This window comes from Tsukamurella sp. USMM236, assembly GCF_037148755.1.
Classification (GTDB): Bacteria; Actinomycetota; Actinomycetes; order Mycobacteriales; family Mycobacteriaceae; genus Tsukamurella.
Window position 1 is genome coordinate 695,000 of record NZ_JBBCSS010000001.1, and the last position, 24,352, is coordinate 719,351.

The following is a 24,352-nucleotide window of genomic DNA, read 5'->3' on the forward strand; positions in this document are numbered from 1 at the left end:
TTTCGGGGCATGGCAAGGGCCTCTCTGGACAAGAAACCGGGCGACGTCGCGTCGATGTTCGACGGTGTCGCGCGCCGGTACGACCGGACCAACACGCTCATGACGGGCGGGCTGGACCGGTACTGGCGCGCCCGCACCCGGCGCGCGCTCGACCTCAAGCCCGGGGACCGCGTGCTCGACCTCGCCGCCGGCACCGGCGTCTCGACCGTCGACCTGGCCCGCTCCGGCGCGTGGGTCGCGGCCTGCGACTTCTCGACGGGGATGCTCCAGGCCGGCTCCTTCCGCCGGGTGCCGATGGTCGCGGGCGACGCCATGGCGCTGCCGCTCGCCGACGACTCCTTCGACGCCGCCACCATTTCCTTCGGCCTGCGCAACGTGCAGGACACCGTCGCGGGCCTGCGGGAGATGGCGCGCGTCGTGCGCCCCGGCGGCCGCCTCGTGGTGTGCGAGTTCTCCACGCCCACCAACGGCGCCTTCCGCGCGCTGTACGAGAAGGTCGCGCTGGAGGCCATCCAGGTGGTGGCGAAGGGATCGTCGAACCCGGAGGCCTACACCTACCTCGCCGAGTCGATCCGGAACTGGCCGGCGCAGGCCGAGCTCGCGGACCTCCTCCGCGAGGCGGGCTGGGGCGACGTGGCCTGGACGAACCTGACCGGCGGCATCGTCGCGCTGCACACCGCGACCCGCCCGCTAGGCTGAACACGTGGAGAAGACGGTAGCCGGGGTCTCGCTGGGATCCGACGAGTTCGCGGCGGGGATCCGCGCGGACCTCGCCCGCGTCGAGCAGGTCATCGCCGACGGCATCGCCGAGGCCGACGGGTGCGTGATCGAGGAGGCCCTGCACCTCTTCCAGGCCGGCGGCAAGCGCTTCCGGCCCATGTTCACGGTGCTCTCCGGCCGGATCGGCGGAGCCCCGTCCGACCAGGTCATCACCGCCGCCGCGGCGATGGAGCTGACCCACCTCGCGACGCTGTACCACGACGACGTGATGGACGAGGCGGACACGCGCCGCGGCGCACCGTCGGCCAACGCGCGGTGGGGGAACTCGATCGCGATCCTCGCCGGCGACTTCCTCTTCGCCCGCGCCTCCGCGTACGGCGCCGATCTCGGCCCCCGCGCCGTCGGCGTCATCGCGAAGTGCTTCGGTGAGCTGGTCACGGGCCAGATGCTCGAGCTCAAGGGCGCCGGCGACGGCGACCCGGTGCAGCACTACCTCGACACCATCTGGGGCAAGACCGGCAGCCTCATCGCCACCTGCGGCCTGCTCGGCGCGCTGCACGGCGGCGCCGACGAGGAGACGGCGCAGCGGATGTACCGCATCGGCGCCGCCATCGGCATGGCGTTCCAGATCAGCGACGACATCATCGACATCAGCTCGATCGCCCAGGACTCCGGCAAGACGCCCGGCACCGACCTGCGCGAGGGCGTTTTCACCCTGCCGGTGCTCTACGCGCTGCGTGACGAGGGCCCCGAGGCCGATCGGCTGCGCGAGATCCTCGTGGGCCCGGTCACCGACGACGCGCTGGTCGACGAGGCCATCGAGCTCCTCGGCCGCTCCGCGGGCATGAAGGAGGCGCAGGCCACGCTGGCCCGCTACGCCGACGAGGCCCGTGCCGAGCTGGCCGAGCTGCCCGAGTCCGAGCCCCGCTCGTCCCTCGAGTCCCTGGTCACCTTCACGGTCGCCCGCCTGGGCTGAGGACCCCCGAAGTGCAGGGCCTGGGGAGTAGGACCGGCAATCAGATCCGCACCGCGCTGCTCCTGGCGCTGGTCGCGGGCTTCCTCATGGCCACCGGCGCGGTCTTCGGGCAGACGGCCTTCGTGCTCTCGATCGTGCTCGCCGCCGGCGTGTGCGCCTACCTGTACGTCAGCGGGCCGTCGCTGCCGCTGCGCGCCATGCATGCGCGCAGCGTCTCCGAACTGCAGCAACCCGCGCTGTTCCGGCTGGTCCGGGAACTCTCGACCTCCGCGCGGCTGCCCATGCCCGCGATCTACGTCTCGCCCACCGCGGCGCCCACCGCCTTCGCGACCGGCCACGGCCCGACGCACTCCGCGGTGTGCGTGACCATCGGGCTGTTGGAGCTGCTCTCGGAGGACGAGCTGCGGGCCGTCCTGGCGCACCAGCTCGCCCGGATCGGCTCCCGGGACACGCTGACCGCCTCCGTCGCCGGGGCGCTCGGCGCCGTGATCTGCGGTTTCGCCGGCTTCGGCTACCTCCTCGGCTTCGGCGACGGCGGCGCGCGGCGCAGCCGGGTCGTCGACGCCATGCTGTCGGTGCTCGCGCCCATCGCCGGCGCGCTGATCCGCCTGGGCGTCTCGCGGACCGTCGACTACCGCGCCGACCACACGGGCGCGCTGCTGACCGGGTCGCCGTCCACGTTGGCCGGCGCCCTGGAGAAGGTGTCCGACGGTGCCGCCCGCGCACCCCTGCCGCCCGAGCCCGAGATCGCCGTGCACGCCAACACCATGCTGGTCTGCCCGTTCCTCGACAGCGACCGCATGGGCCGCATCTTCCGCACGCAACCGCCCGTCGACCGCCGCGTCGAGCGTCTGCAGGCCCTCACGTCGTAGCCCGACGGTCCCGCTTCGCAGGTCAACGTCACGCGGGGGACGTCGACGCCGCGCGGGGGACGGCCGGTCCCCCATGAGAAGTCGGTCGCGGGGTGGGGGAGATGCCGTCCCCCACGCGTGGTCGACGACGCGTGGGGGACGATGTCCCGGTCATGCCGCCCACTCGATGCCGTGCCGGGCGAACGCGCTGCTCAGTTTGCGGCGTAGGAGCGCGTCGTTCGTGAGGTTCGACCAGCCCCATCGGACCACTTCCATGCCGTGAGTGCTGAACAGCGCCTGGCGTTCCTTCTCCGCCTCCAGGGAGGCGGCCCGTTCGGCATCGCGGTCGCCGTATTTGCCCGATCCGTCGAACTCGCCGACGAGCGACCCCCACTCGAAGTCGACGAAGTGTTCCCGCCCGCCGAAGCGGTAGGAGGTCTGCAACCGGGGCATCGGCATGCCCCACGCCATCATCAGCATCCGTGACCAGGACTCGCCTGCCGATTCGGCGCAGTCCACGGAGAGTTCCAGGGCGCGTCGCGCCGTTGCGGATCCGCGGCGCCGGCCGAGGCGGTCGAGGGTCGCGGACAATTCCTCGACCCCGACGGGCGCCGGATCGTTCACCGACGGAAAACGGCGGATCAGGCGGACGCTGTCGATCGCGGCGACGGCGCGGATCAGGTCGCCGGTCATCGCGACATCGATCGCGGTGCGGGCCCGAGTCGTCACCAGGACACCGTCGACGTGGGTGATCTCGGCGTCGGTGAGTGGACGCGGGTGCACGTGGACACCCGGCCGCCTCCCTCCGCCGTGGACTCGATCGACGGTGAAGTGCACGTCGGTACGGCTCGGACGGAGGAAGGGAATGTCGTGCAACGCGGCCGCGCTCTCGAAGCTGACCGCGTTCCTGCAGGTCATCGCCGTCGCGAGGACTTTCAGGCGATACACCGCGTGCGCTGGACGGTCGCCCGGCGTCGTGTAGACGCCGCTGGCCAGCCGGATCAGTTCCCCCTCCGCGACTGCACGGCTGATGTCCGGGCTGCTGCGGCCGGTGGCGAGTAGATACGCGCGTGTGAGTAGTTCCCCCATGGAGGCATTGAACCGCCGCGTTCGCCGCCCAGCCGCGCTGCGAGCCGCTTCCTCCACAGGCTACTGGTGAGTATCCCCAACATTTCGTCCCTCACGCGGCGTCGACGAGGCGTGGGGGAGATCACGTCCCCCATCGGAGGGACGGCGTTTAGCGGGGGATCAAACGTCCCCCATGCGGCGTTGACGCGGCGTGGGGGCCGTCGGCGTGATGAGGATCATGGGCGGCCGGGCGCGGAGGAGGCCCGGCCGCGAGCGCACCGTCGCACCACCCGGCGCGACGGTGCGCCGTCGGACCTGGGGACCTAGCGGTAGTTGACGAACTGGAGCGCGATGTCGAGGTCGGCGTTCTTGAGCAGCGACTGGACGGACTGCAGGTCGTCGCGCGACTTGCTGGAGACGCGCAGCTCCTCGCCCTGGATCTGCGCCTTGACCGACTTGGGGCCCTCGTCGCGGATGAGCTTGCTGATCTTCTTGGCGTTCTCGCTGGTGATGCCCTCGACGAGGGTGCCGGTGATCTTGTACGTCTTGCCGGAGGCGACGGGGTCGCCGGCGTCGAAGGCCTTGAGCGACAGTCCGCGCTTGATGAGCTTCTCCTGGAAGACCTCGAGGCCGGCCTTGACCCGCTCCTCGGCGTCGGAGGTCAGCACCACCTTGTCCTCGCCGGAGAACTCGACGGTGGTGTTCGTGCCGCGGAAGTCGTACCGCTGGCTCAGCTCCTTCGAGGCCTGGTTGAGGGCGTTGGCGACCTCCTGGCGATCGATCTTGCTCACGACGTCGAACGACGAATCGGCCATCTTCTGTTGCACTCCTATGATGTTGACCTGCGGGTTTGCGTGCCCCCCACGGGGGCGTTGTAGTCTTCTCTCCGCTGCCTTCACAGGCGGTGCAAGGCACGTTGCCCGAGCGGCCAATGGGAGCGGACTGTAAATCCGTCGGCTTAGCCTACGTAGGTTCGAATCCTACACGTGCCACCAGCTGCGGCCTTCGGCGTCCTGGACGTCGGAGGCCGCAGTGATAACGAGTTGACCTGCGGATTTGGATGATCTCGGCCGCAGTGTGTAATCTCGTTGAGGCTCTTGGAGCGCCGGAGACGGTGCCTCGAGGACTCGCCCCCTTAGCTCAGTCGGTAGAGCGTTTCCATGGTAAGGAAAAGGTCAACGGTTCGATTCCGTTAGGGGGCTCGCTAGACCAGTGCAATGTGCTGATAGCTCAGGGCGGTGTAGCTCAGCTGGTTAGAGCGCACGACTCATAATCGTGAGGTCGGGAGATCGAGCCTCCCCACCGCTACAACTGACAAGAGATTTGCGAAAGAGGGACCGTCGTGGCTTCATCGACAGATGTCCGCCCCAAGATCACCTTGGCGTGCGAGGTGTGCAAGCACCGCAACTACATCACCAAGAAGAACCGTCGCAACGATCCCGATCGCCTCGAGCTGAAGAAGTTCTGCCCGAACTGCGGATCGCACCAGGCGCACCGAGAGTCGCGCTGACGTAGACGTCGACAAGGGGGAGGGCATCCACAGCGGATGCCCTCCCTTTTGGCATACTGCCCTTCAGCCCATTCACGATAGGTAGGTTCGTCACGTGAGCAAGGACATCGATGTGCCGGGTGGACCGGTCACCGAGCAGCTCAGCCCCGAAGAAGTCGCGGAGCGCACGCGCGCCGCGGTCGGTTACAACTACGAGTACGACGAGAAGTACTACGTCAGCCGCGAGAAGGTCCGGGAGTTCGCCAACGCGAGCCAGCTGCTGAACCCCGTTCATCACGACGTGGAGGCCGCCAAGGCCGCCGGCTACACGGACCTCGTGGCACCGCCGATCATGTTCTCCCTGATCGGCATCATCGCCCACCGTCCGCTGTTCGAGAACGCGATCGTCGGTTACGGCCGTCGCCCCGTCGTGCAGTCCGAGCAGAAGGTGCAGTTCCACGCGCCGATCCTCGCCGGCATGACGCTGACCACGCACGTCCACTTCGACGCCTTCAAGCAGGCCGCGGGTGTGGACCTGATCGTGACCCGCAACGAGATCTCCGACCAGGACGGCAATCACCTGGTCACCTCGTGGACCACGCTGGCCGGCCGGTCGGGCGAGGACGAGGACGCCGCGTTCGTCGGCGCAATGGAAAAGGTGATGATGTATGGCACTTCGTAACTTCGCGGACGTGACGGTGGGCGAGGAGCTCCCCGAGCGGACCTTCGAGCTGACCCGCGGCGATCTCGTCAACTACGCCGGCGTCACCGGCGACCCGAACCCCATCCACTGGTCCGATCACATCGTGAAGCTGGCCGGCATGGAGGACGTCGTCGCGCAGGGCATGCTCACCATGAGCCTGGGCTCGAACTACATCACCGAGTGGCTGGGCGACCCGGGCGCGCTCAAGGAGTACAGCGTCCGCTTCACCGCGCCGGTGTACGTCCCGGCCGACCAGAAGGCGGAGCTGCTCTACTCGGGCAAGATCAAGTCGCTCGACGAGGAGACCAAGACGGGCGTCGTCTTCCTGACGGTCAAGCAGGGCGAGCGCAAGATCTTCGGCAAGCCGGTCGCCACCGTCCAGTTCGCCTGACGGTCCGCGGCCCGCTCGGGCCGCATGACCGGTGCGTTTTGAGGTGCGGCACCGATGTGCCGTACACTGAACTGTCCGCACAAAACGGCGGGCGTGCGAAAGCGCGCCCTTCGAACGGTGCGGGTGCGGGGCCGGAAGGCTCCGCAAAGGGGTGTAGCTCAGTTGGTAGAGCAGCGGTCTCCAAAACCGCAGGTCGCAGGTTCGAGTCCTGTCGCCCCTGCATAGCGCGGGCCCCGGCCCGGCTGTCGACATCGGCGGGCCGACGCCCGCTGAAAATCCAGCGGAGGGAAGTGCGTGAGCGACGAGAAGGACGACGCGACCACCGGCGAAGCCGCCGGCGACAGCGCCGCCGAAGACGCCCAGCAGGCCCGCCCTTCCGGTAAGCGCTCGAGCGGCCGTGGCGGCCGCACGGCGCTGGCCGAGGCGCCGGAGCCCAGTTCGGCGGTCGAGTCCGGCGTCGCGAAGAAGTCCGCGGCCGAGAAGAAGTCGCGCAATCCGTTCGCCGCCATCTGGCTGTTCATCCGCCAGGTCGTCGCGGAGCTGCGGAAGGTCATCTGGCCGACCCGGTCCCAGATGATCAACTACACGATCATCGTGCTGGTCTTCGTGGTGGTCCTCACCGCGATGATCAGCCTCCTCGACCTCGGCTTCGCGAAGCTGATGTTGTGGGCGTTCGGCAAGTAGCCGGACCACACGAGTAGACGAGACGGAAGGAACTTCGGCGCTGTGAGCACCCCGGAGCACAACGAGGCAGAACTGGACGCCGTTGAGGACGTCCTGGTCGACGACGCTGCCGCGGCGACCGAGGTCGAGCAGGCCGAGGACGCCGCCGAGCAGGCCGAGCAGGCCGACGACGAGGCCCTGATCGAGGTCGAGGAGAGCGTCCTCGGTGCGGACGAGCCCGGCGATGGCGCAGAGATCGTCGCCGAGGAGGAGCCCGAGGAGATCGACCCGGTCGAGGAGCTCAAGGCGCAGCTGCGCACGGCCCCCGGTGACTGGTACGTGATCCACACCTACGCGGGCTACGAGAACAAGGTCAAGGCGAACCTCGAGACCCGTGTCCAGAACCTCGACGTCGGCGACTACATCTTCCAGGTGGAGGTCCCCACCGAAGAGGTCACCGAGATCAAGAACGGTCAGCAGAAGCGGGTCAACCGCAAGGTGCTGCCGGGCTACATCCTGGTGCGCATGGACCTCAACGACGAGTCCTGGGGCGCGGTCCGCAACACCCCCGGTGTCACGGGCTTCGTCGGCCTGACCAGCAAGCCGTCGCCGCTCACGATGAACGAGGTCGTGAAGTTCCTGCTGCCCGAGAGCGCGCGCACCAAGCCCGCCAAGGACAAGGCCGGTGCCGCGTCCGACGGTGCCGCCGGTTCCGGTGGCGCGGCCTCGCAGGGCCCCGCGGTCGAGGTCGACTTCGAGGTCGGCGAGTCGGTCACCGTCATGGACGGCCCGTTCGCGACCCTGCCCGCGTCCATCAGCGAGATCAACGCCGAGCAGCGCAAGCTCAAGGTGCTCGTGTCGATCTTCGGGCGTGAGACGCCCGTCGAGCTCGCCTTCAACCAGGTCGAGAAGATCAGCTGACGCGGTTCGCCGCGTGAAGACTTCCCGCGCCCGCTGCAAGGGCGTGGGGTGAAGAAAAAGGAAACTGAGGATGCCCCCGAAGAAGAAGAAGGTCGCCGGGCTCATCAAGCTGCAGATCCAGGCCGGGCAGGCCAACCCTGCTCCGCCCGTGGGTCCCGCACTTGGCCAGCACGGCGTCAACATCATGGAGTTCTGCAAGGCGTACAACGCCGCGACCGAGTCGCAGCGTGGCAACGTCATCCCGGTCGAGATCACGGTCTACGAGGACCGTTCTTTCGACTTCAAGCTGAAGACTCCTCCGGCCGCCAAGCTGCTGCTCAAGGCAGCCGGCGTGCAGAAGGGCTCGGGCGAGCCGCACAAGACCAAGGTCGCCAAGGTGACCTGGGATCAGGTGCGCGAGATCGCCGAGACCAAGAAGGAAGATCTGAACGCGAACGACATCGATCAGGCCGCGAAGATCATCGCCGGTACTGCTCGCTCGATGGGCATCACCGTCGAGTAAGTCGCCGGGACGCCTCGTGCGTCCCGTGGGAGGGCCCGCTCGGCCCGCAGAACCACTCACTGCCCACTAGCCGGGCAAGAAACGAAAGAGTTTTCATGAGCAAGAACAGCAAGGCCTACAAGGCCGCTGCCGAGAAGGTCGACAAGGACAAGCTGTACAGCCCGCTCGAGGCTGTGTCGCTGGCCAAGGAGACCTCCTCCACCAAGCAGGACGCCACCGTCGAGGTCGCGATGCGCCTCGGTGTCGACCCCCGCAAGGCCGACCAGATGGTGCGCGGCACCGTCAACCTGCCGAACGGCACCGGTAAGACGGCCCGCGTGATCGTCTTCGCCGTCGGCGACAAGGCCGAGGAGGCCAAGGCCGCGGGTGCCGACGAGGTCGGCGCCGAGGACCTGATCGAGAAGATCCAGGGCGGCTGGCTCGAGTTCGACGCCGCGATCGCCACCCCGGACCAGATGGCCAAGGTCGGTCGCATCGCTCGCGTGCTCGGCCCCCGTGGCCTCATGCCGAACCCGAAGACCGGCACCGTCACCCCCGACGTGACCAAGGCCGTGGGCGACATCAAGGGCGGCAAGATCACGTTCCGCGTCGACAAGGCGTCGAACCTGCACTTCGTGATCGGCAAGGCGTCCTTCGACGCCAAGCAGCTGGTGGAGAACTACGGCGCCGCGCTGGACGAGATCCTGCGCGCGAAGCCGTCGGCGGCCAAGGGCCGGTACCTGAAGAAGGTCACCGTCTCGACGACCACCGGACCGGGCATCCAGGTGGATCCGAGTCGTGTGAGCAACCTCACCGAGGACGAGGCCTGAGCCTCTAGACCTCATCGGGTCTGACGTAAGCCCCCGATCGCTCCTCGAGCGGCCGGGGGCTTCGTCGTATCCGGGTCAGAGCAGCGCGTTGCCGGAGCTCGCGACCAGGAAGAAGAGCAGGAAGACGGCGCCGTAGGCCAGGAGCGCGAGCAGCGTCAGTGCGGTGAGGGCGCCGCCGATGATCATGCCGACCGTGGCGATGGTGTTCTTGTAGCCCCGGTCCCGCGACTGCCGGTGGGCGATCCAGCTGACCAGCAGGCCCACGGGATAGCAGCCGAACACCGTCAGGACCAGACCGACGATACCCATCGCCTGGTCCGGATCCTGCAGGCCCTGCGGCGGCGGGTAGCCGGGGTAGGGCTGGTAGGCAGGGTAGGGCTGGGCGGGGTACGACGGTGGCTGCCCGTACGGGTCGTGACCGTACGGATCGTTGGGCGTCGACATCGTGAACGCTCCCCTTGTCGCTGCGGATATCGGTGTGCGTCGAGCGTAGTCGAGCGCATGGAAGGACGGCGTGCGGCGGACCGGGCTCAGAGGATGAGCAGGAGCCTGATGAGGGCGGACGCGAGCCCGGACAGCAGGAGCAGCATGCACAGGGTCATCGTGATGACGGCGATCACGTTGGTGTGGCCGTACCGCTTCGAGGTGCAGAACGCGCGGACTGAGAGGATCAGTGTCGCCGTCGTCGACGACAGCGTGATCACCGGATTCAGTTCCATCGCCGTGCCGATCACGAAGATCGGCAGCGCGACGACGAAGAACATCACCAGGCCGACGACCGCGGCGATCGTGCCCGGATCGCCGGCGGGGCGCGGCCGGGGCGGGATCGGGGCGTACGGCCGGCCGTAGGACTGCTGCGGGAACCCTCCGGGCTGCGCGAACGCCCGACCGTGCTGCGGGTAGTGCGGGTACCGCTGGTACCGACCAGGTGCGGGAGGGTGAACCGACACTGACGTCTCCTTCGACGGGGATCCGGGCGACTGACGTCGACGGTATTCATCGGGGCATGGTGGTCCCTTGTCGCTCGCTTGGCTCCCGCGGGAACACGGACGGGCGGCTCGTGGCGGCGGGCGCGGGAACGTGTCGGTGCGCGCCGGTATCGTCGCGCGCATGGACGACGACAGGCTGCTCGCCCGCATCGGGGCGCTGCTGCGGCAGGCGGAGGGCACCGACAACGAGCACGAGGCCGCCACGTTCACCGAGGCCGCGCAGCGGCTCGCCACGGCCGCGTCGATCGACCTCGCCGTCGCCCGCGCGCACCAGCGCGGGGCGGAGCGGGCTCGCGCGGTCCCCGAGCAGCGCACCGTCCGGATCGGGGAGGCGGGCCGGCGCGGCCTGCGGACCTTCGTCGAGCTCTTCGTCGCGATCGCCCAGTCGAACGACGTGCGGTGCGACGTGGCCTCCAACTCCACCTTCGTCTTCGCCTACGGCTTCGCGGAGGACGTCGACGCGTGCGAGGCGCTGTACGCCTCGCTGGTGATCCAGATGGTCCGCGCGTCGGACGCCTACCTCCGCTCGGGCGCCCACAAGTCGGAGACCGTGCAGCAGCTCTACGAGGACCGGCGCACCCGTCGCCGCTGGGTGGAGACCAAGCCGGTCTCGGGGGTCACCGCCCGGATCAACTTCCAGTCGGCCTTCGCCGCCCGGATCGGGGCGCGCCTCGCCGAGGCCCGGGCCGAGGCCACCGCGCAGGCCACGGAGCGGGGCGAGCCGGGCACCGCGGTCGCGTTGCGCGACAAGGAGGTCGAACTCGCCTCGTTCTACCAGGGCGAGTCCACGGCGCGGGGCCGGTGGCGCGGGTCCTCCGCGTCGGCCGGCTACTCCGACGGTGCCCGCCGCGCGGGTGATCGGGCGGGCCGGTCCGCGCGCCTGGGCGCCCACTCCGAGTTGAGCGGGGGCCGCGGCGCGCTGGAGCAGGGCCGGTCGTGAATCCGTACCCGCCGCTGCCGCCCGCCCCGCCACCACCGCCGGCGTCGCCGCCACCGTCGCGCGGGAACGCGGGGCTGTGGTGGGCGATCGGGGGCGTGGTGGTCGCCGTCGTGCTGCTCGTCGCGCTCGCGGCGGTGCTGATGGTGCGGGGCGCCGGCGGCTCGTCGACGACGGCGGGCTCCACGCCGGCTGCCTCGGGGAAGGCGAGCGCCTGCGGGCTCCCGGGTTCCAGCTCGACCACGCCGATCACCGACCGCGTGGTCTCGGGCCCGGTGTCGTTCCCGGTGGCGGCGGCGCCGGGGTGGACTCGGCAGGTCTACCAACTCTTCGCGCCCGGCGCACAGGCCGCGGGGCTGCGCACCACGGTGACCGGGCACAAGTGGGATGCGCACGTCGAGGTGGGGCTCACCACCTTCGCACCCAAGGTGCCGGTCGCGGAGGCCGCGCGCCGGATCATTCCGTGCATCGTCGCGAGTAGCCGGTACGACTCCTACCGGCCGCGGCTCGAGGGCCTGACCGGGCCGGAGGCGATCACCGTCGACGGGGTGCCCGCCGCGCGGGTCGTCGGCCGCATCCTCGTCAGTCGCGAGGGCCTCGCGATCCCGGGCGACGTGGTTACTGTTGTGGTCATCGACTCGGCGCCCCAGGCATACTTCGAGTCGGACACCCCGATCGGGGACACCGCCCTCGCGGCGGTGGCCCAGCAGGTCTTCGAGCAGCTCAAGGTGGCGAGGGACGTATGAGCAACCCGCAGGATCCGAACGGACAGCAGCCCGATCCGTACGCGCAGCCCGACCCGTACGCGCAGGGCGGCTACCAGTACGGATACGGGCAGCAGACGAATCCGTACGGGCAGCAGCAGCCCTACCAGCAGCAGGGATACCCGCAGCAGGGCTACCAGTACCCCGGCCAGCAGTACCCCGGGCAGGGGCAGCCGCCGCAGAAGCCGAACCGCACCGGCCTGTACGCCGCGATCGGCATCGCGGTGGTGCTGGTGATCGCGGTGGCGATCGCCGCGGTCCTGTTGGTCGTGAACTCGGGCTCCGACGAGGGCGACCGGACCGCCGCGCCGAGCGCGGGCCCCACCTCCGTCACACCCAGCACGGGCGGCGACTGCGGCGTGCCCGGCACCGGGCTGGCCTCGCCGATCACCGACCGCGTCGCCTCGGGCCCGTTGTCCTTCCCCGTCGCCGCCGCGCCGGGCTGGGAGCAGGAGAGCTACACCGTGTACGCGCAGAGCATCGCCGCCGCGGGCCTGCAGAAGTCGATGGGCGACGGCCAGCCCTGGCAGGCCGGTGCGGAGGTCGGCCAGACCAACTTCAACTCGAAGCTGGATCCGAAGGACGCCGCCTCGCGGATGATCCAGTGCATCGCGGACGGCGCCGGCTACAACAGCGTGACCTCCAAGCGGGTCGAGCAGTCGGCGGCGGAGTCGATCACCGTCGACGGCGTGCCCGCCGCGAAGGTCACCGGCAAGATCCTGGTCACGGGCGACAAGCTCACCGTCGCGGGCGACGACGTCACGGTCATCGTGATCGCCTCCGCGCCGCAGACCTACGCCATGCTCGTCATCCCGATCGGCCGCGACGACATGGCCGCGACGGGCAAGGCGATCATCGAGCAGCTCAAGGTCGCCAAGGATGTGTAGCCCCGCTGGCTAGGGACGCGCAGCGGGCCGCGGTCTATCGCGCGGAGGAGCTGGTCCGCGGCCTGTTCGAGCACGCGGGGGCGGGGCGCACCGTCGACGTGCTGGGAGTGCCGCTGACGCTGCCGCCCGAGGCCCGCTTCGCCTCCGTCGACTCGGTGCAGGCCTACGCCGACCGCGTCCTCGGCCCCGGCGCGGTCCGGGTGCGGGCCCGCGCGGGCGCCGCCGGCGCGCACTACGAGAGCGGTCCCGCCGGCCCGGTCGTCGCCGTCCCCGCCGGGCGCGACGGTGCCTGGGCCCTCCGCGAGCTGGTCGTCCTGCATGAGCTCGCGCACCACGTCGTCGCGTCCTCGGGCGCCGACGGCGCCGCCCACGGCCCGTCGTTCACCGCCGCCTTGGTCGACCTCGCCGCCCAGGTCTTGGGCCCGGAGGCCGGCCTGGCGCTGCGCATCGTCTACACCGAATCCGGCGTCGCCGTCGGCTGAGGCGGCGCCTCATGGGGGATTCGGCGCCGCGCGGGGGACGACCGCCCCCTCACGAAACGCACGGCGTCCAGTGGGGGAGAGTTGGCGTCTGGTGGGGGCGCGAACGCGGCGCGGGGGACGACCGAGCCCCCGCCACACGCACGGCGCCCGGTGGGGGACCGAATCCTGGGGTGGGGATTGGGTGTCTGGTGAGGGATGGAACGTTGAGCGGGGGATTCGACACGGCGGGGTGCGATACGCCGCGGCCGAGTCCCGGCTGCAGGGGATTCGGCGCCGCGCGGGGGACGACCGACCCGGCCCGGGCGCAGCGCACCGTCGAACCACGATTTGGCGAACCCGCGCACCGTCGGTACTCTGGTCCCTTGGAATCCGGTGACAACCGGACCGTTCCACCGAAGACCGTCGGTCGTCAGGCGCAAGCCTGATCGAAGGTCCGGCCCCGAGCCGGCGACCCACGCAGGAGGACGAGGATTCATCATGAACCCCGTGCGCCCTGCGCCGGGGTTCTCGTCGTTTCAGGGCAAGGCCTCCAAAGACGGATGACACGTAGAGAGGAGGCGAAGTATGGCAAACGCCGAGAAGGTCGCAGCAGTCGCTGAGATCGCTGAGCAGTTCTCCAAGTCCACGGCCACCGTGGTCACCGAGTACCGCGGGCTGTCGGTCGGTTCCATCACCGAGCTGCGTCGTTCGCTCGGAGAAGGTGCTACCTACTCCGTCGCCAAGAACACCCTGGTCAAGCTCGCCGCCAAGGACGCCGGCGTCGAGGGACTGGACGAGCTGTTCGTGGGTCCGACCGCTATCGCCTTCATCGAGGGTGAGCCGGTCGAGGCCGCCAAGGCGATCAAGAAGTTCGCCAAGGACAACAAGGCCCTGGTCATCAAGGGCGGCTACATGGACGGCAAGGCGCTGTCCGTGGCCGAGGTCGAGCGCATCGCCGATCTCGAGTCGCGCGAGGTGCTCCTGGCCAAGCTCGCCGGTGCCATGAAGGGCAACTTGGCGAAGGCCGCAGGCCTGTTCAACGCTCCCGCTTCGCAGGTGGCCCGCCTGGCCGCCGCGCTGCAGGAGAAGAAGGCCGCCGAAGAGGCTGCCGCGTAATACCGCTGATCCAGCGAACCCCCTTCGGGTGCTCCGCACCCGAGAACCACCACCCTTGCCTCGCGGATCAGCGAGCAAGACTTAACGGAAGGACGCCACCATGGCGAAGCTCACCACCGACGAGCTGCTCGACCAGTTCAAGGAGCTCACCCTGCTCGAGCTCTCCGAGTTCGTGAAGGCTTTCGAGGAGACCTTCGAGGTCACCGCCGCTGCTCCGGTCGCCGTCGCGGCTGCCGGTGCGGCCCCCGCCGCCGGCGGCGCCGACGCCGCTGCCGAGCAGGACGAGTTCGACGTCATCCTCGATGGCGCCGGCGACAAGAAGATCCAGGTCATCAAGGTCGTCCGCGAGCTGGTTTCGGGCCTCGGCCTGAAGGAGGCCAAGGACCTCGTCGAGGGCGCCCCCAAGGCGATCCTGGAGAAGGTCGACAAGGACGCCGCCGAGGCTGCCAAGGCCAAGCTCGAGGAGGCCGGCGCGTCGGTTTCGGTCAAGTAATAACCGAACCGCACGTCAGTGCTGTAACCGCCCCGTCGCCCAGTGCGACGGGGCGGTTCTCGTTTTCCGACGGTGCCGCCCCGTCCGAATAGAACAGGTCCGGTACCGCCACCAGCGGGTACTGGGGTACTGTGCTCCCAGCGGTCTGTGGCGCGAGCCACACCTGGAAGCGACGAAAGGTCTCGACAGTGGGTGTCGAAGTAACTACCAAGAACCTGACGAAGTCGTTCGGGTCCCAGAACATCTGGTCCGACGTTTCGTTGACCCTGCCCGCGGGCGAGGTCTCGGTTCTGCTCGGCCCGTCGGGTACCGGTAAGTCGGTGTTCCTGAAGTCCCTGATCGGTCTGCTGCGCCCCGAGGAGGGCGAGATCATCATCGACGGCACGGACATCCTCACCTGTACGTCGTCGGAGCTGTACGAGATCCGCAAGATGTTCGGCGTGCTGTTCCAGGACGGCGCGCTGTTCGGCTCGATGAACCTGTACGACAACACGGCCTTCCCGCTTCGTGAGCACACGAAGAAGAAGGAGAGCGAGATCCGTCAGATCACGATGGAGAAGCTCGAGATGGTCGGTCTGATCGGCGCCGAGGACAAGCTCCCGGGCGAGATCTCGGGTGGTATGCGTAAGCGCGCCGGCCTGGCCCGCGCGCTGGTGATGGACCCGAAGATCATGCTCGTCGACGAGCCGGACTCCGGCCTCGACCCGGTGCGTACCACCTACACCAGCCAGCTGCTGATCGACATCAACGCGCAGATCGACTGCACGACGCTGATCGTCTCGCACAACATCAACATCGCCCGCACCGTGCCGGACAACATGGGCATGCTCTTCCTCAAGCACCTGGTGATGTTCGGCCCCCGCGAGGTGCTGCTCACCTCCGAGGAGCCGGTGGTCAAGCAGTTCCTCTCCGGCTCGATGATCGGCCCGATCGGCATGTCGGAGGAGAAGGACTCGGCGCAGATGGAGGCCGAGATGGCCCGCGTCGCCGGCGGCCACTCCGACGGTGGCGTCGACGTTCCGGACGAGATCGCCCCGCAGATGCAGCCCACCCCGGGCATGCCGCCCCGCAAGGGCGACGCCCGCCGCCGGGCCCGCGTCCGCCAGATCCTGCCGACCCTGCCGGAGAAGGCGCAGATCGCCATCCGCAAGGACCTCGGCGACGACCCGGCCGATTACGCCGCGACGGTCCCCGTGGCCGCCGCCCAGCAGTACGAGCAGGCGCCCGAGACGGCCCCCGTCTCCATCCAGAAGGAGTACGCCGGCGACGAGGCGCCGACGTCGGCCTACCCGGTGACGCAGGCGGACGAGAACCCCACCGACCACCTGCCGAAGGTCGAGGACGGGCGCTGACCGCACCGTCGTAGCAACCGCCGACACCGGCCCGGGAACGCTTCCCGGGCCGGTGTCGGCGTCTCCGGGGTGGGGTCGGCCCCGATATTCGAAGGAAATCGGCGGTTTCGCTTGACGTCCGCGCGGATTCGGGTCACAGTTATCGGCAGGACGCGATGTGCTCGTGTCCACGTGAGAGCATCTCTCGGGTGCCTCCGGCCCGCACGGCAGCCAGCCCGCGGCCGGGGCCGACGGCGCAGCCGACCGACGATGCCGGTGTTCGAAGAACGGCGCGCGTCATGCTTGCGCCCAAGCCCCTCGGGGCTTAGTCTGGACTGCCCCTTGCGGGGTGGTCATTCCTCTGTTAATGTTGGACGTTGCGCTGGCTGCCTCCTGCCCATCTGAATATTCGCCCTCGATTGGGGCCGTACTCTGCGGGTTGCCGTCAGCACAATTTTGGCAACGTTACTAGTCACAGCAGAGGACGCATCTTGGCAGTCTCCGTCTCCAGCCAGACTCAGAACGATCAGAACGACGCCGTGGTGCCCGGAGCGCCCAAGCGCGTGTCGTTCGCGAAGATCTCCGAGCCGCTTCCCGTACCGGGCCTGCTCGACCTGCAGATCGACTCGTTCGACTGGCTCGTCGGTACGCCCGCTTGGCGGGAGAAGGCCGCTGCGCGCGGCGAGGCACAGCCCACCGGCGGTCTGGAGGACATCCTCGCTGAGCTGTCGCCGATCGAGGACTTCTCGGGCTCGATGTCTCTCTCCTTCTCCGATCCGCGCTTCGACGAGGTCAAGGCCTCGATCGAGGAGTGCAAGGACAAGGACATGACGTACGCGGCGCCGCTGTTCGTCACCGCCGAGTTCATCAACAACAACACCGGCGAGATCAAGTCGCAGACCGTCTTCATGGGCGATTTCCCCATGATGACGGACAAGGGCACGTTCATCATCAACGGCACCGAGCGCGTCGTCGTCTCGCAGCTCGTCCGTAGCCCGGGCGTGTACTTCGACGAGAACATCGACAAGTCGACCGAGAAGCCGCTGCACAGCGTCAAGGTCATCCCGGCCCGCGGTGCGTGGCTCGAGTTCGACGTCGACAAGCGCGACACCGTCGGTGTCCGCATCGACCGCAAGCGCCGCCAGCCCGTCACCGTGCTGCTCAAGGCGCTCGGCTGGACCACGGAGCAGATCCTCGAGCGCTTCGGCTTCTCGGAGATCATGCGGTCCACCCTCGAGAAGGACAACACGGCCGGCACCGATGAGGCGCTGCTCGACATCTACCGCAAGCTGCGCCCGGGCGAGCCGCCCACGAAGGAGTCGGCGCAGACCCTGCTGGAGAACCTGTTCTTCAAGGAGAAGCGCTACGACCTGGCCCGCGTCGGCCGGTACAAGCTCAACAAGAAGCTCGGTCTCCCGGCGAACTCCGACGGCACGCAGCCGCTGGTGCTCACCGAGGAGGACATCGTCGCGACGATCGAGTACCTCGTGCGCCTGCACGAGGCACCGTCGGAGCAGCTCACCTACATGACCGTGCCGGACGGCGTCGAGGTCCCCGTCGAGGTCGACGACATCGACCACTTCGGCAACCGCCGCCTGCGCACCGTCGGCGAGCTGATCCAGAACCAGCTCCGCGTGGGCCTGTCCCGCATGGAGCGCGTCGTCCGCGAGCGCATGACCACGCAGGACGTCGAGGCGATCACCCCGCAGACCCTGATCAACATCCGCCCGGTCTCAGCGGCGATCAAGGAGTTCTTCGGCACCTCGCAGCTCTCGCAGTTCATGGATCAGAACAACCCGCTGTCGGGCCTGACCCACAAGCGCCGCCTGTCGGCGCTCGGCCCCGGTGGTCTGTCGCGTGAGCGCGCCGGCCTCGAGGTCCGCGACGTCCACCCGTCGCACTACGGCCGCATGTGCCCGATCGAGACCCCTGAGGGCCCGAACATCGGCCTGATCGGTTCGCTGTCGGTGTACGCGCGGGTCAACCCGTTCGGCTTCATCGAGACCCCGTACCGCAAGGTCACGGAGGGCAAGACCACCGACGAGATCGTCTACATGACGGCCGACGAGGAGGATCGCTACTACATCGCGCAGGCGAACGCGACCACCGACGCCGACGGTCGCCTGACCGACGACAAGGTGCTCGTGCGTAAGCGCGGCTCCGAGGTCGAGTTCGTCCCCGTCTCCGCCGTGGAGTACATGGACATCTCGCCGCGCCAGATGGTCTCGGTCGCGACCGCGATGATCCCGTTCCTCGAGCACGACGACGCCAACCGTGCCCTCATGGGTGCGAACATGCAGCGTCAGGCCGTGCCGCTGGTCCGTTCCGAGTCGCCGCTGGTCGGCACCGGTATGGAGCTGCGCGCCGCGGTCGACGCCGGCGACGTCGTCATCACCGAGAAGCCGGGCGTCGTGGAGGAGGTCTCCGCCGACTTCATCACCGTCATGGCCGACGAGGGCACGCGCAAGACCTACAAGCTGCGCAAGTTCGCGCGGTCGAACCAGGGCACCTGCGCCAACCAGCGTCCGATCGTCAACGCCGGCCAGCACGTCGAGGCCGGCCAGGTCCTGGCCGACGGCCCCTGCACCGACAACGGTGAGATGGCGCTCGGCAAGAACCTGCTCGTGGCGATCATGCCGTGGGAGGGCCACAACTACGAGGACGCGATCATCCTCTCGCAGCGCCTGGTGGAGGAGGACGTGCTCACGTCCATCCACATCGAGGAGCACGAGATCGATGCCCGCGACACGAAGCTGGGCGCCGAGGAGATCACCCGGGACATCCCGAACGTCTCCGATGAGGTGCTGGCCGATCTCGACGAGCGCGGCATCATCCGCATCGGCGCCGAGGTCCGCGACGGCGACATCCTGGTCGGCAAGGTCACCCCGAAGGGCGAGACCGAGCTGACCCCGGAGGAGCGGCTGCTCCGCGCGATCTTCGGCGAGAAGGCGCGCGAGGTCCGCGACACGTCGCTCAAGGTGCCCCACGGCGAGACCGGCAAGGTCATCGGCGTCCGCGTGTTCTCGCGCGACGACGACGACGAGCTGGCCCCCGGCGTGAACGAGCTGGTCCGCGTGTACGTGGCCCAGAAGCGCAAGGTCCAGGACGGCGACAAGCTGGCCGGCCGCCACGGCAACAAGGGCGTCATCGGCAAGATCCTCCCCGCCGAGGACATGCCCTTCCTGCCCGACGGCACCCCGGTCGACATCATCCTGAACACGCACGGCGTGCCCCGTCGTATGAACATCGGCCAGATCCTGGAGACGCACCTCGGGTGGGTCGCCAAGACCGGCTGGGACGTGCGCGACGAGAACGGGAACATCCCCGACTGGGCGTCCGCGCTCCCCGAGGAGATGTACAGCCAGCCCAAGGACACCAACACCGCGACGCCGGTGTTCGACGGTGCCCGCGATGAGGAGCTGGCGGGCCTGCTGGGCTCGACCCTGGCCAACCGCGACGGCGACGTCATGGTCGGCGCCGACGGCAAGGCGACGCTGTTCGACGGTCGCTCGGGCGAGCCCTTCCCGTACCCGGTGGCCATCGGCTACATGTACATCCTGAAGCTGCACCACCTGGTGGACGAGAAGATCCACGCCCGCTCCACCGGCCCGTACTCGATGATCACGCAGCAGCCGCTGGGTGGTAAGGCGCAGTTCGGTGGACAGCGCTTCGGCGAGATGGAGTGCTGGGCGATGCAGGCGTACGGCGCCGCCTACACCCTGCAGGAGCTGCTCACCATCAAGTCGGACGACGTGGTCGGCCGCGTGAAGGTGTACGAGGCGATCGTCAAGGGCGAGAACATCCCCGAGCCCGGCATCCCCGAGTCGTTCAAGGTGCTCCTCAAGGAGCTCCAGTCGCTCTGCCTGAACGTGGAGGTCCTGTCGTCCGACGGTGCCGCCATCGAGATGGCCGACGGCGACGACGAGGACCTCGAGCGCGCTGCTGCCAACCTCGGCATCAACCTCTCGCGCAACGAGAACGCCTCCGCCGAAGACCTCGCGAACTAGCCCCCGCCAACCGGACGAATTAGGAGAGAAGTGCTCGACGTTAACTTCTTCGACGAACTGAAGATCGGTCTGGCGACCGCCGATGACATCCGTAACTGGAGCTACGGCGAGGTCAAGAAGCCCGAGACCATCAACTACCGCACGCTCAAGCCCGAGAAGGACGGACTCTTCTGCGAGAAGATCTTCGGCCCGACTCGCGACTGGGAGTGCTACTGCGGCAAGTACAAGCGCGTCCGCTTCAAGGGCATCATCTGCGAGCGCTGCGGCGTCGAGGTCACTCGCGCCAAGGTGCGTCGTGAGCGGATGGGCCACATCGAGCTCGCCGCGCCCGTCACCCACATCTGGTACTTCAAGGGCGTCCCGTCGCGCTTGGGCTACCTGCTGGACCTGGCGCCGAAGGATCTCGAGAAGATCATCTACTTCGCGGCCTACGTGATCACCGAGGTCGACGAGGAGCAGCGCCACAACGAGCAGTCCACGCTCGAGGCCGAGATCACCTCCGAGAAGAAGGTGCTCGCGGATCAGCGCGACGTGGATCTCGAGAACCGCGCCAAGAAGCTCGAGGACGACCTGGCCGTCCTCGAGGCCGAGGGTGCCAAGGCCGACCAGCGCCGCAAGGTGAAGGACGGCGGCGAGCGCGAGATGCGGCAGATCCGCGATCGCGCCGGCCGTGCCATCGACGAGCTCGACGAGATCTGGACGACCTTCGTCAAGCTCGCGCCGAAGGACATGATCGTCGACGAGAAGCTCTACCGTGAGCTGCAGGACCGCTACGGCGAGTACTTCAAGGGCGCCATGGGTGCCGAGGCGATCAAGAAGCTCATCGAGAACTTCGACATCGACGCCGAGGCCGAGTCGCTGCGCGAGACCATCCGCTCGGGCAAGGGGCAGAAGAAGCTCCGCGCCCTCAAGCGGCTCAAGGTCGTCGCGGCGTTCCAGATGTCGGGCAACTCGCCGCTGGGCATGGTCCTCGACGCGGTGCCGGTGATCCCGCCGGAGCTGCGCCCGATGGTCCAGCTCGACGGTGGCCGGTTCGCCACGTCCGACCTGAACGACCTCTACCGTCGCGTGATCAACCGCAACAACCGCCTCAAGCGACTGATCGACCTCGGCGCGCCCGAGATCATCGTCAACAACGAGAAGCGGATGCTGCAGGAGTCCGTCGACGCGCTGTTCGACAACGGCCGCCGCGGCCGTCCGGTCACCGGACCGGGCAACCGCCCGCTCAAGTCGCTGTCCGATCTGCTCAAGGGCAAGCAGGGCCGGTTCCGCCAGAACCTGCTCGGCAAGCGCGTGGACTACTCGGGCCGTTCGGTCATCGTCGTGGGCCCGCAGCTCAAGCTGCACCAGTGCGGTCTGCCGAAGCTGATGGCGCTCGAGCTGTTCAAGCCCTTCGTGATGAAGCGTCTGGTGGATCTCAACCACGCGCAGAACATCAAGTCGGCCAAGCGGATGGTCGAGCGGCAGCGCCCGCAGGTGTGGGACGTCCTCGAAGAGGTCATCGCCGAGCACCCCGTGCTGCTCAACCGTGCCCCCACGCTGCACCGCCTGGGTATCCAGGCCTTCGAGCCGCAGCTCGTCGAGGGCAAGGCCATCCAGCTGCACCCGCTCGTCTGTGAGGCCTTCAACGCCGACTTCGACGGTGACCAGATGGCCGTGCACCTCCCGCTGTCCGCGGAGGCGCAGGCCGAGGCCCGCATCCTGATGCTGTCCTCGAACAACATCCTGTCGCCGGCGTCGGGTCGCCCGCTCGCCATGCCCCGTCTGGACATGGTGACCGGTCTGTACCACCTGACCACGGAGAAGCCCGAGGCGAAGGGCCACTACACGGCCGCCGCCAAGGACCAGCCCGAGACCGGCGTGTACTCGTCCCCGGCCGAGGCCATCATGGCCGTCGACCTGGGCGAGCTGTCGATCCAGGCGCCGATCAAGGTGCGGCTCACGCAGCAGCGCCCGGCGGCCGACGTCGAGGCGGAGCTGTTCGACGGTGCGTGGACCCGCGGTCAGGCCTGGACGGCCGAGACCACCCTGGGTCGCGTGCTGTTCAACGAGCTGCTCCCGGCGAACTACCCGTTCATCGACGAGCAGATGCCGAAGAAGCGTCAGGCCGTGATCATCAACGACCTGGCCGAGCGGTACCCGATGATCGTGGTCGCGCAGACCGTCGACAAGCTCAAGGACGCCGGCTTCTACTGGGCCACGCGTTCGGGCGTGACGGTCTCGATGTCCGACGTGCTCGTTCCCCCGAGCAAGAAGGACATCCTCGACCGCTACGAGGAGCGGGCCGACGGCATCGAGCGCAAGTACGCCCGCGGTGCCCTCACCTCGGGTGAGCGTCGCGACGCGCTGGTGGAGATCTGGAAGCAGGCCACCGACGAGGTCGGTAAGGCGATCGATGACTTCTACCCCGAAGACAACCCGATCACGATGATCCCGAAGTCGGGCGCCACCGGCAACATGACCCAGGTGCGGAACCTGGCGGGCATGAAGGGCCTGGTGACGAACCCGAAGGGTGAGTTCATCCCGCGTCCCATCAAGTCCTCCTTCCGCGAGGGCCTGACGGTGCTGGAGTACTTCATCAACACCCACGGCGCTCGTAAGGGTCTGGCCGATACCGCTCTGCGTACCGCCGACTCGGGCTACCTGACCCGTCGTCTGGTCGACGTCTCGCAGGACGTCATCGTCCGCGAGACCGACTGCGGCACCAGCCGCGGCATCGTCGTCCCGCTGGCGGAGGTTCAGGCCGACGGCTCGCTGATCCGCGACGCGCACGTCGAGACCTCGGCGTACGCCCGCACGATCGCCGAGGACGCGGTCGCCAAGGACGGCACCGTCGTCGTCGAGCGCGGCCACGACCTGGGCGACCCCCAGATCGAGGCGCTGCTCGAGGCCGGCATCGCGGAGGTGAAGGTGCGCTCCGTGCTCACCTGCACCACCGGCACCGGTGTCTGCGCCACCTGCTACGGCCGCTCGATGGCGACCGGCAAGCTCGTCGACATCGGCGAGGCCGTCGGTATCGTCGCCGCGCAGTCGATCGGTGAGCCCGGTACCCAGCTGACGATGCGTACCTTCCACCAGGGTGGCGTCGGTGACGACATCACCGGCGGTCTGCCGCGAGTCACCGAGCTGTTCGAGGCCCGTGTCCCCAAGGGCAAGGCCCCGATCGCCGAGACCTCCGGCCGCATCCGCCTGGAGGACGACGACCGGTTCTACACGATCACCATCACGCCGGACGACGGCAGCGAAGAGGTCGTGTACGACAAGATCAGCAAGCGCCAGCGCCTCCGCGTGTTCAAGCACGAGGACGGCTCCGAGCGTCTGCTGGCCGACGGTGACCACGTGCAGGTGGGCCAGCAGCTCCTCGAGGGCGCTGCCGATCCGCACGAGGTGCTGCGCGTCATGGGCCCGCGTCAGGTGCAGGTGCACCTGGTCAACGAGGTCCAGGAGGTGTACCGCTCGCAGGGTGTGTCCATCCACGACAAGCACATCGAGACCATCGTGCGGCAGATGCTGCGTCGCGTGACGATCATCGATTCGGGTTCGACGGAGTTCCTGCCCGGCTCGCTCACCGAGCGCGCCGAGTTCGAGGCCGCGAACCGTCGCGTCGTCGCCGAGGGCGGCGAGCCCGCGGCCGGCCGTCCGGTGCTCATGGGTATCACGAAGGCTTCGCTCGCGACCGATTCGTGGCTGTCGGCGGCCTCCTTCCAGGAGACCACCCGCGTGCTCACCGACGCCGCGATCAACACCCGCTCCGACAAGCTGGTGGGCCTCAAGGAGAACGTCATCATCGGTAAGCTCATCCCGGCCGGTACGGGCATCAACAAGTACCGGAACATCCAGGTGCAGCCCACCGAGGAGGCCCGCGCGGCCGCGTACTCGGTGCCGACCTTCGACGACCAGTACTACGGCCCGGAGGGTGCGTTCGGCGCCCCGTCAGGCGCCGCGGTGCCGCTCGACGATTACGGCTTCTCCGACGGCTACCGGTGATCTGAGTAGCTAGCCGAATCCGGCCCCCGATCTGCTTTGCAGGTCGGGGGCCGTTTTCGTTTGTCCGACGGTGACTGGTGGCCGGGCCGGGCGGGGGCGTCGCTGCTCAGGGCCGGGCTGGGGTGGGAGGCCGCTGCTCACTAGGCTTCGCCCCGCTTCGCTAGCGCTTCGGGGGCTGCAGAATCGTTCGCAGCGTCCTCCCACCCCATCCCTCCTAGGCAGTCGGCGCCCGACACCGCCGATTGACTGTCGGCGCTGCCCATGACTGCCGGCGCTGCCGGTAGTCG

At 68.5% G+C, this 24,352-nt stretch carries 22 protein-coding genes, 4 tRNA genes and 1 pseudogene; 23 read left to right on the top strand and 4 right to left on the bottom strand.

Annotated elements, in window-relative coordinates; translation table 11 throughout:
• Positions 1 to 9: 9 nt before the first annotated feature.
• Genes WFK95_RS03310 through WFK95_RS03320 form a run of 3 tightly spaced genes read left to right on the top strand, consistent with a single transcriptional unit; the run spans position 10 to position 2,568 of the window.
• On the top strand, positions 10 to 699 hold the full coding sequence (locus WFK95_RS03310) for a demethylmenaquinone methyltransferase (protein WP_336669878.1): 690 nt from the start codon (positions 10 to 12) through the stop codon (positions 697 to 699).
• 4 nt (positions 700 to 703) lie between these two features.
• Complete coding sequence (locus WFK95_RS03315) at positions 704 to 1,696, top strand: polyprenyl synthetase family protein (RefSeq protein WP_336669879.1); 993 nt, start codon at positions 704 to 706, stop codon at positions 1,694 to 1,696.
• A gap of 11 nt (positions 1,697 to 1,707) precedes the next feature.
• Positions 1,708 to 2,568: a M48 family metalloprotease gene (locus WFK95_RS03320; protein WP_224647604.1), complete on the top strand. Its 861-nt coding sequence runs from the start codon at positions 1,708 to 1,710 to the stop codon at positions 2,566 to 2,568.
• Between the two features lie 150 nt (positions 2,569 to 2,718).
• Here WFK95_RS03320 and WFK95_RS03325 read toward each other — a convergent pair whose 3' ends face one another.
• A complete protein-coding gene (locus tag WFK95_RS03325; protein WP_336669880.1) occupies positions 2,719 to 3,693 on the bottom strand; it encodes a type IV toxin-antitoxin system AbiEi family antitoxin domain-containing protein in 975 nt (324 codons plus the stop codon).
• A 245-nt stretch (positions 3,694 to 3,938) separates the two neighbouring features.
• The gene (locus WFK95_RS03330) at positions 3,939 to 4,430 is read right to left on the bottom strand and encodes a YajQ family cyclic di-GMP-binding protein (protein WP_224647611.1); all 492 of its coding nucleotides are present in this window, start codon (positions 4,428 to 4,430) and stop codon (positions 3,939 to 3,941) included.
• Positions 4,431 to 4,525: 95 nt separating this feature from the next.
• Here WFK95_RS03330 and WFK95_RS03335 point away from each other — a divergent pair.
• The 11 genes from WFK95_RS03335 to rplA all read left to right on the top strand — a co-directional run bounded on the left by WFK95_RS03335 (position 4,526) and on the right by rplA (position 9,093).
• Positions 4,526 to 4,610: transfer RNA gene (locus tag WFK95_RS03335), tRNA-Tyr, on the top strand.
• 134 nt (positions 4,611 to 4,744) lie between these two features.
• Positions 4,745 to 4,817, top strand: a tRNA-Thr gene (locus WFK95_RS03340).
• A 32-nt stretch (positions 4,818 to 4,849) separates the two neighbouring features.
• Positions 4,850 to 4,923 (top strand) — tRNA-Met (locus WFK95_RS03345).
• A gap of 34 nt (positions 4,924 to 4,957) precedes the next feature.
• Entirely contained in the window at positions 4,958 to 5,125 is a 168-nt protein-coding gene (rpmG, locus tag WFK95_RS03350; protein WP_013125415.1) for a 50S ribosomal protein L33, read from the top strand.
• Between the two features lie 94 nt (positions 5,126 to 5,219).
• The gene (gene hadA, locus WFK95_RS03355; RefSeq protein WP_224647606.1) at positions 5,220 to 5,786 is read left to right on the top strand and encodes a (3R)-hydroxyacyl-ACP dehydratase subunit HadA; all 567 of its coding nucleotides are present in this window, start codon (positions 5,220 to 5,222) and stop codon (positions 5,784 to 5,786) included.
• Positions 5,773 to 6,198: a (3R)-hydroxyacyl-ACP dehydratase subunit HadB gene (gene hadB / locus WFK95_RS03360; protein WP_068527842.1), complete on the top strand. Its 426-nt coding sequence runs from the start codon at positions 5,773 to 5,775 to the stop codon at positions 6,196 to 6,198. The genes hadA and hadB overlap by 14 nt, the downstream gene beginning before the upstream one ends.
• Before the next feature lie 147 nt (positions 6,199 to 6,345).
• Positions 6,346 to 6,418 (top strand) — tRNA-Trp (locus WFK95_RS03365).
• A 74-nt stretch (positions 6,419 to 6,492) separates the two neighbouring features.
• Complete coding sequence (secE, locus tag WFK95_RS03370) at positions 6,493 to 6,882, top strand: preprotein translocase subunit SecE (protein ID WP_224647607.1); 390 nt, start codon at positions 6,493 to 6,495, stop codon at positions 6,880 to 6,882.
• Between the two features lie 42 nt (positions 6,883 to 6,924).
• Complete coding sequence (nusG, locus tag WFK95_RS03375; RefSeq protein WP_224647608.1) at positions 6,925 to 7,782, top strand: transcription termination/antitermination protein NusG; 858 nt, start codon at positions 6,925 to 6,927, stop codon at positions 7,780 to 7,782.
• Between the two features lie 70 nt (positions 7,783 to 7,852).
• The gene (gene rplK / locus WFK95_RS03380; protein ID WP_068523954.1) at positions 7,853 to 8,284 is read left to right on the top strand and encodes a 50S ribosomal protein L11; all 432 of its coding nucleotides are present in this window, start codon (positions 7,853 to 7,855) and stop codon (positions 8,282 to 8,284) included.
• 95 nt (positions 8,285 to 8,379) lie between these two features.
• Positions 8,380 to 9,093, top strand: a complete 714-nt coding sequence (gene rplA, locus WFK95_RS03385; protein WP_224647609.1) for a 50S ribosomal protein L1 — start codon at positions 8,380 to 8,382, stop codon at positions 9,091 to 9,093.
• Positions 9,094 to 9,168: 75 nt separating this feature from the next.
• On the opposite strand, the gene WFK95_RS03390 is transcribed toward rplA, so the two are convergent.
• Together WFK95_RS03390 and WFK95_RS03395 are read right to left on the bottom strand one after the other, a co-directional pair.
• Positions 9,169 to 9,537, bottom strand: coding sequence for a hypothetical protein (locus WFK95_RS03390; protein WP_336669881.1), 369 nt, complete (start codon positions 9,535 to 9,537; stop codon positions 9,169 to 9,171).
• Positions 9,538 to 9,623: 86 nt separating this feature from the next.
• On the bottom strand, positions 9,624 to 10,043 hold the full coding sequence (locus WFK95_RS03395; RefSeq protein WP_224652181.1) for a hypothetical protein: 420 nt from the start codon (positions 10,041 to 10,043) through the stop codon (positions 9,624 to 9,626).
• A 160-nt stretch (positions 10,044 to 10,203) separates the two neighbouring features.
• Here WFK95_RS03395 and WFK95_RS03400 point away from each other — a divergent pair, with 160 nt between their 5' ends.
• The 9 genes and pseudogenes from WFK95_RS03400 (at position 10,204) to WFK95_RS03440 (ending at position 24,065) form a co-directional block, all read left to right on the top strand.
• Positions 10,204 to 11,022, top strand: coding sequence for a DUF2786 domain-containing protein (locus tag WFK95_RS03400; RefSeq protein ID WP_224652183.1), 819 nt, complete (start codon positions 10,204 to 10,206; stop codon positions 11,020 to 11,022).
• A complete protein-coding gene (locus WFK95_RS03405) occupies positions 11,019 to 11,765 on the top strand; it encodes a hypothetical protein (RefSeq protein WP_336669882.1) in 747 nt (248 codons plus the stop codon). Before WFK95_RS03400 ends, WFK95_RS03405 begins: the two co-directional genes overlap by 4 nt.
• Positions 11,762 to 12,670, top strand: a complete 909-nt coding sequence (locus tag WFK95_RS03410; RefSeq protein ID WP_224651968.1) for a hypothetical protein — start codon at positions 11,762 to 11,764, stop codon at positions 12,668 to 12,670. The genes WFK95_RS03405 and WFK95_RS03410 overlap by 4 nt, the downstream gene beginning before the upstream one ends.
• A 5-nt stretch (positions 12,671 to 12,675) precedes the next feature.
• Entirely contained in the window at positions 12,676 to 13,152 is a 477-nt protein-coding gene (locus WFK95_RS03415) for a TIGR04338 family metallohydrolase (protein WP_224651972.1), read from the top strand.
• 564 nt (positions 13,153 to 13,716) lie between these two features.
• A complete protein-coding gene (gene rplJ / locus WFK95_RS03420; RefSeq protein WP_224651966.1) occupies positions 13,717 to 14,247 on the top strand; it encodes a 50S ribosomal protein L10 in 531 nt (176 codons plus the stop codon).
• A gap of 100 nt (positions 14,248 to 14,347) precedes the next feature.
• Positions 14,348 to 14,740, top strand: coding sequence for a 50S ribosomal protein L7/L12 (rplL, locus tag WFK95_RS03425; RefSeq protein WP_224651964.1), 393 nt, complete (start codon positions 14,348 to 14,350; stop codon positions 14,738 to 14,740).
• Between the two features lie 188 nt (positions 14,741 to 14,928).
• Complete coding sequence (locus WFK95_RS03430; RefSeq protein WP_224651962.1) at positions 14,929 to 16,092, top strand: ABC transporter ATP-binding protein; 1,164 nt, start codon at positions 14,929 to 14,931, stop codon at positions 16,090 to 16,092.
• A gap of 435 nt (positions 16,093 to 16,527) precedes the next feature.
• A pseudogene (gene rpoB, locus WFK95_RS03435) lies at positions 16,528 to 20,078 on the top strand (DNA-directed RNA polymerase subunit beta).
• A gap of 30 nt (positions 20,079 to 20,108) precedes the next feature.
• Positions 20,109 to 24,065, top strand: coding sequence for a DNA-directed RNA polymerase subunit beta' (locus WFK95_RS03440; protein ID WP_224651958.1), 3,957 nt, complete (start codon positions 20,109 to 20,111; stop codon positions 24,063 to 24,065).
• Positions 24,066 to 24,352: the final 287 nt, after the last annotated feature.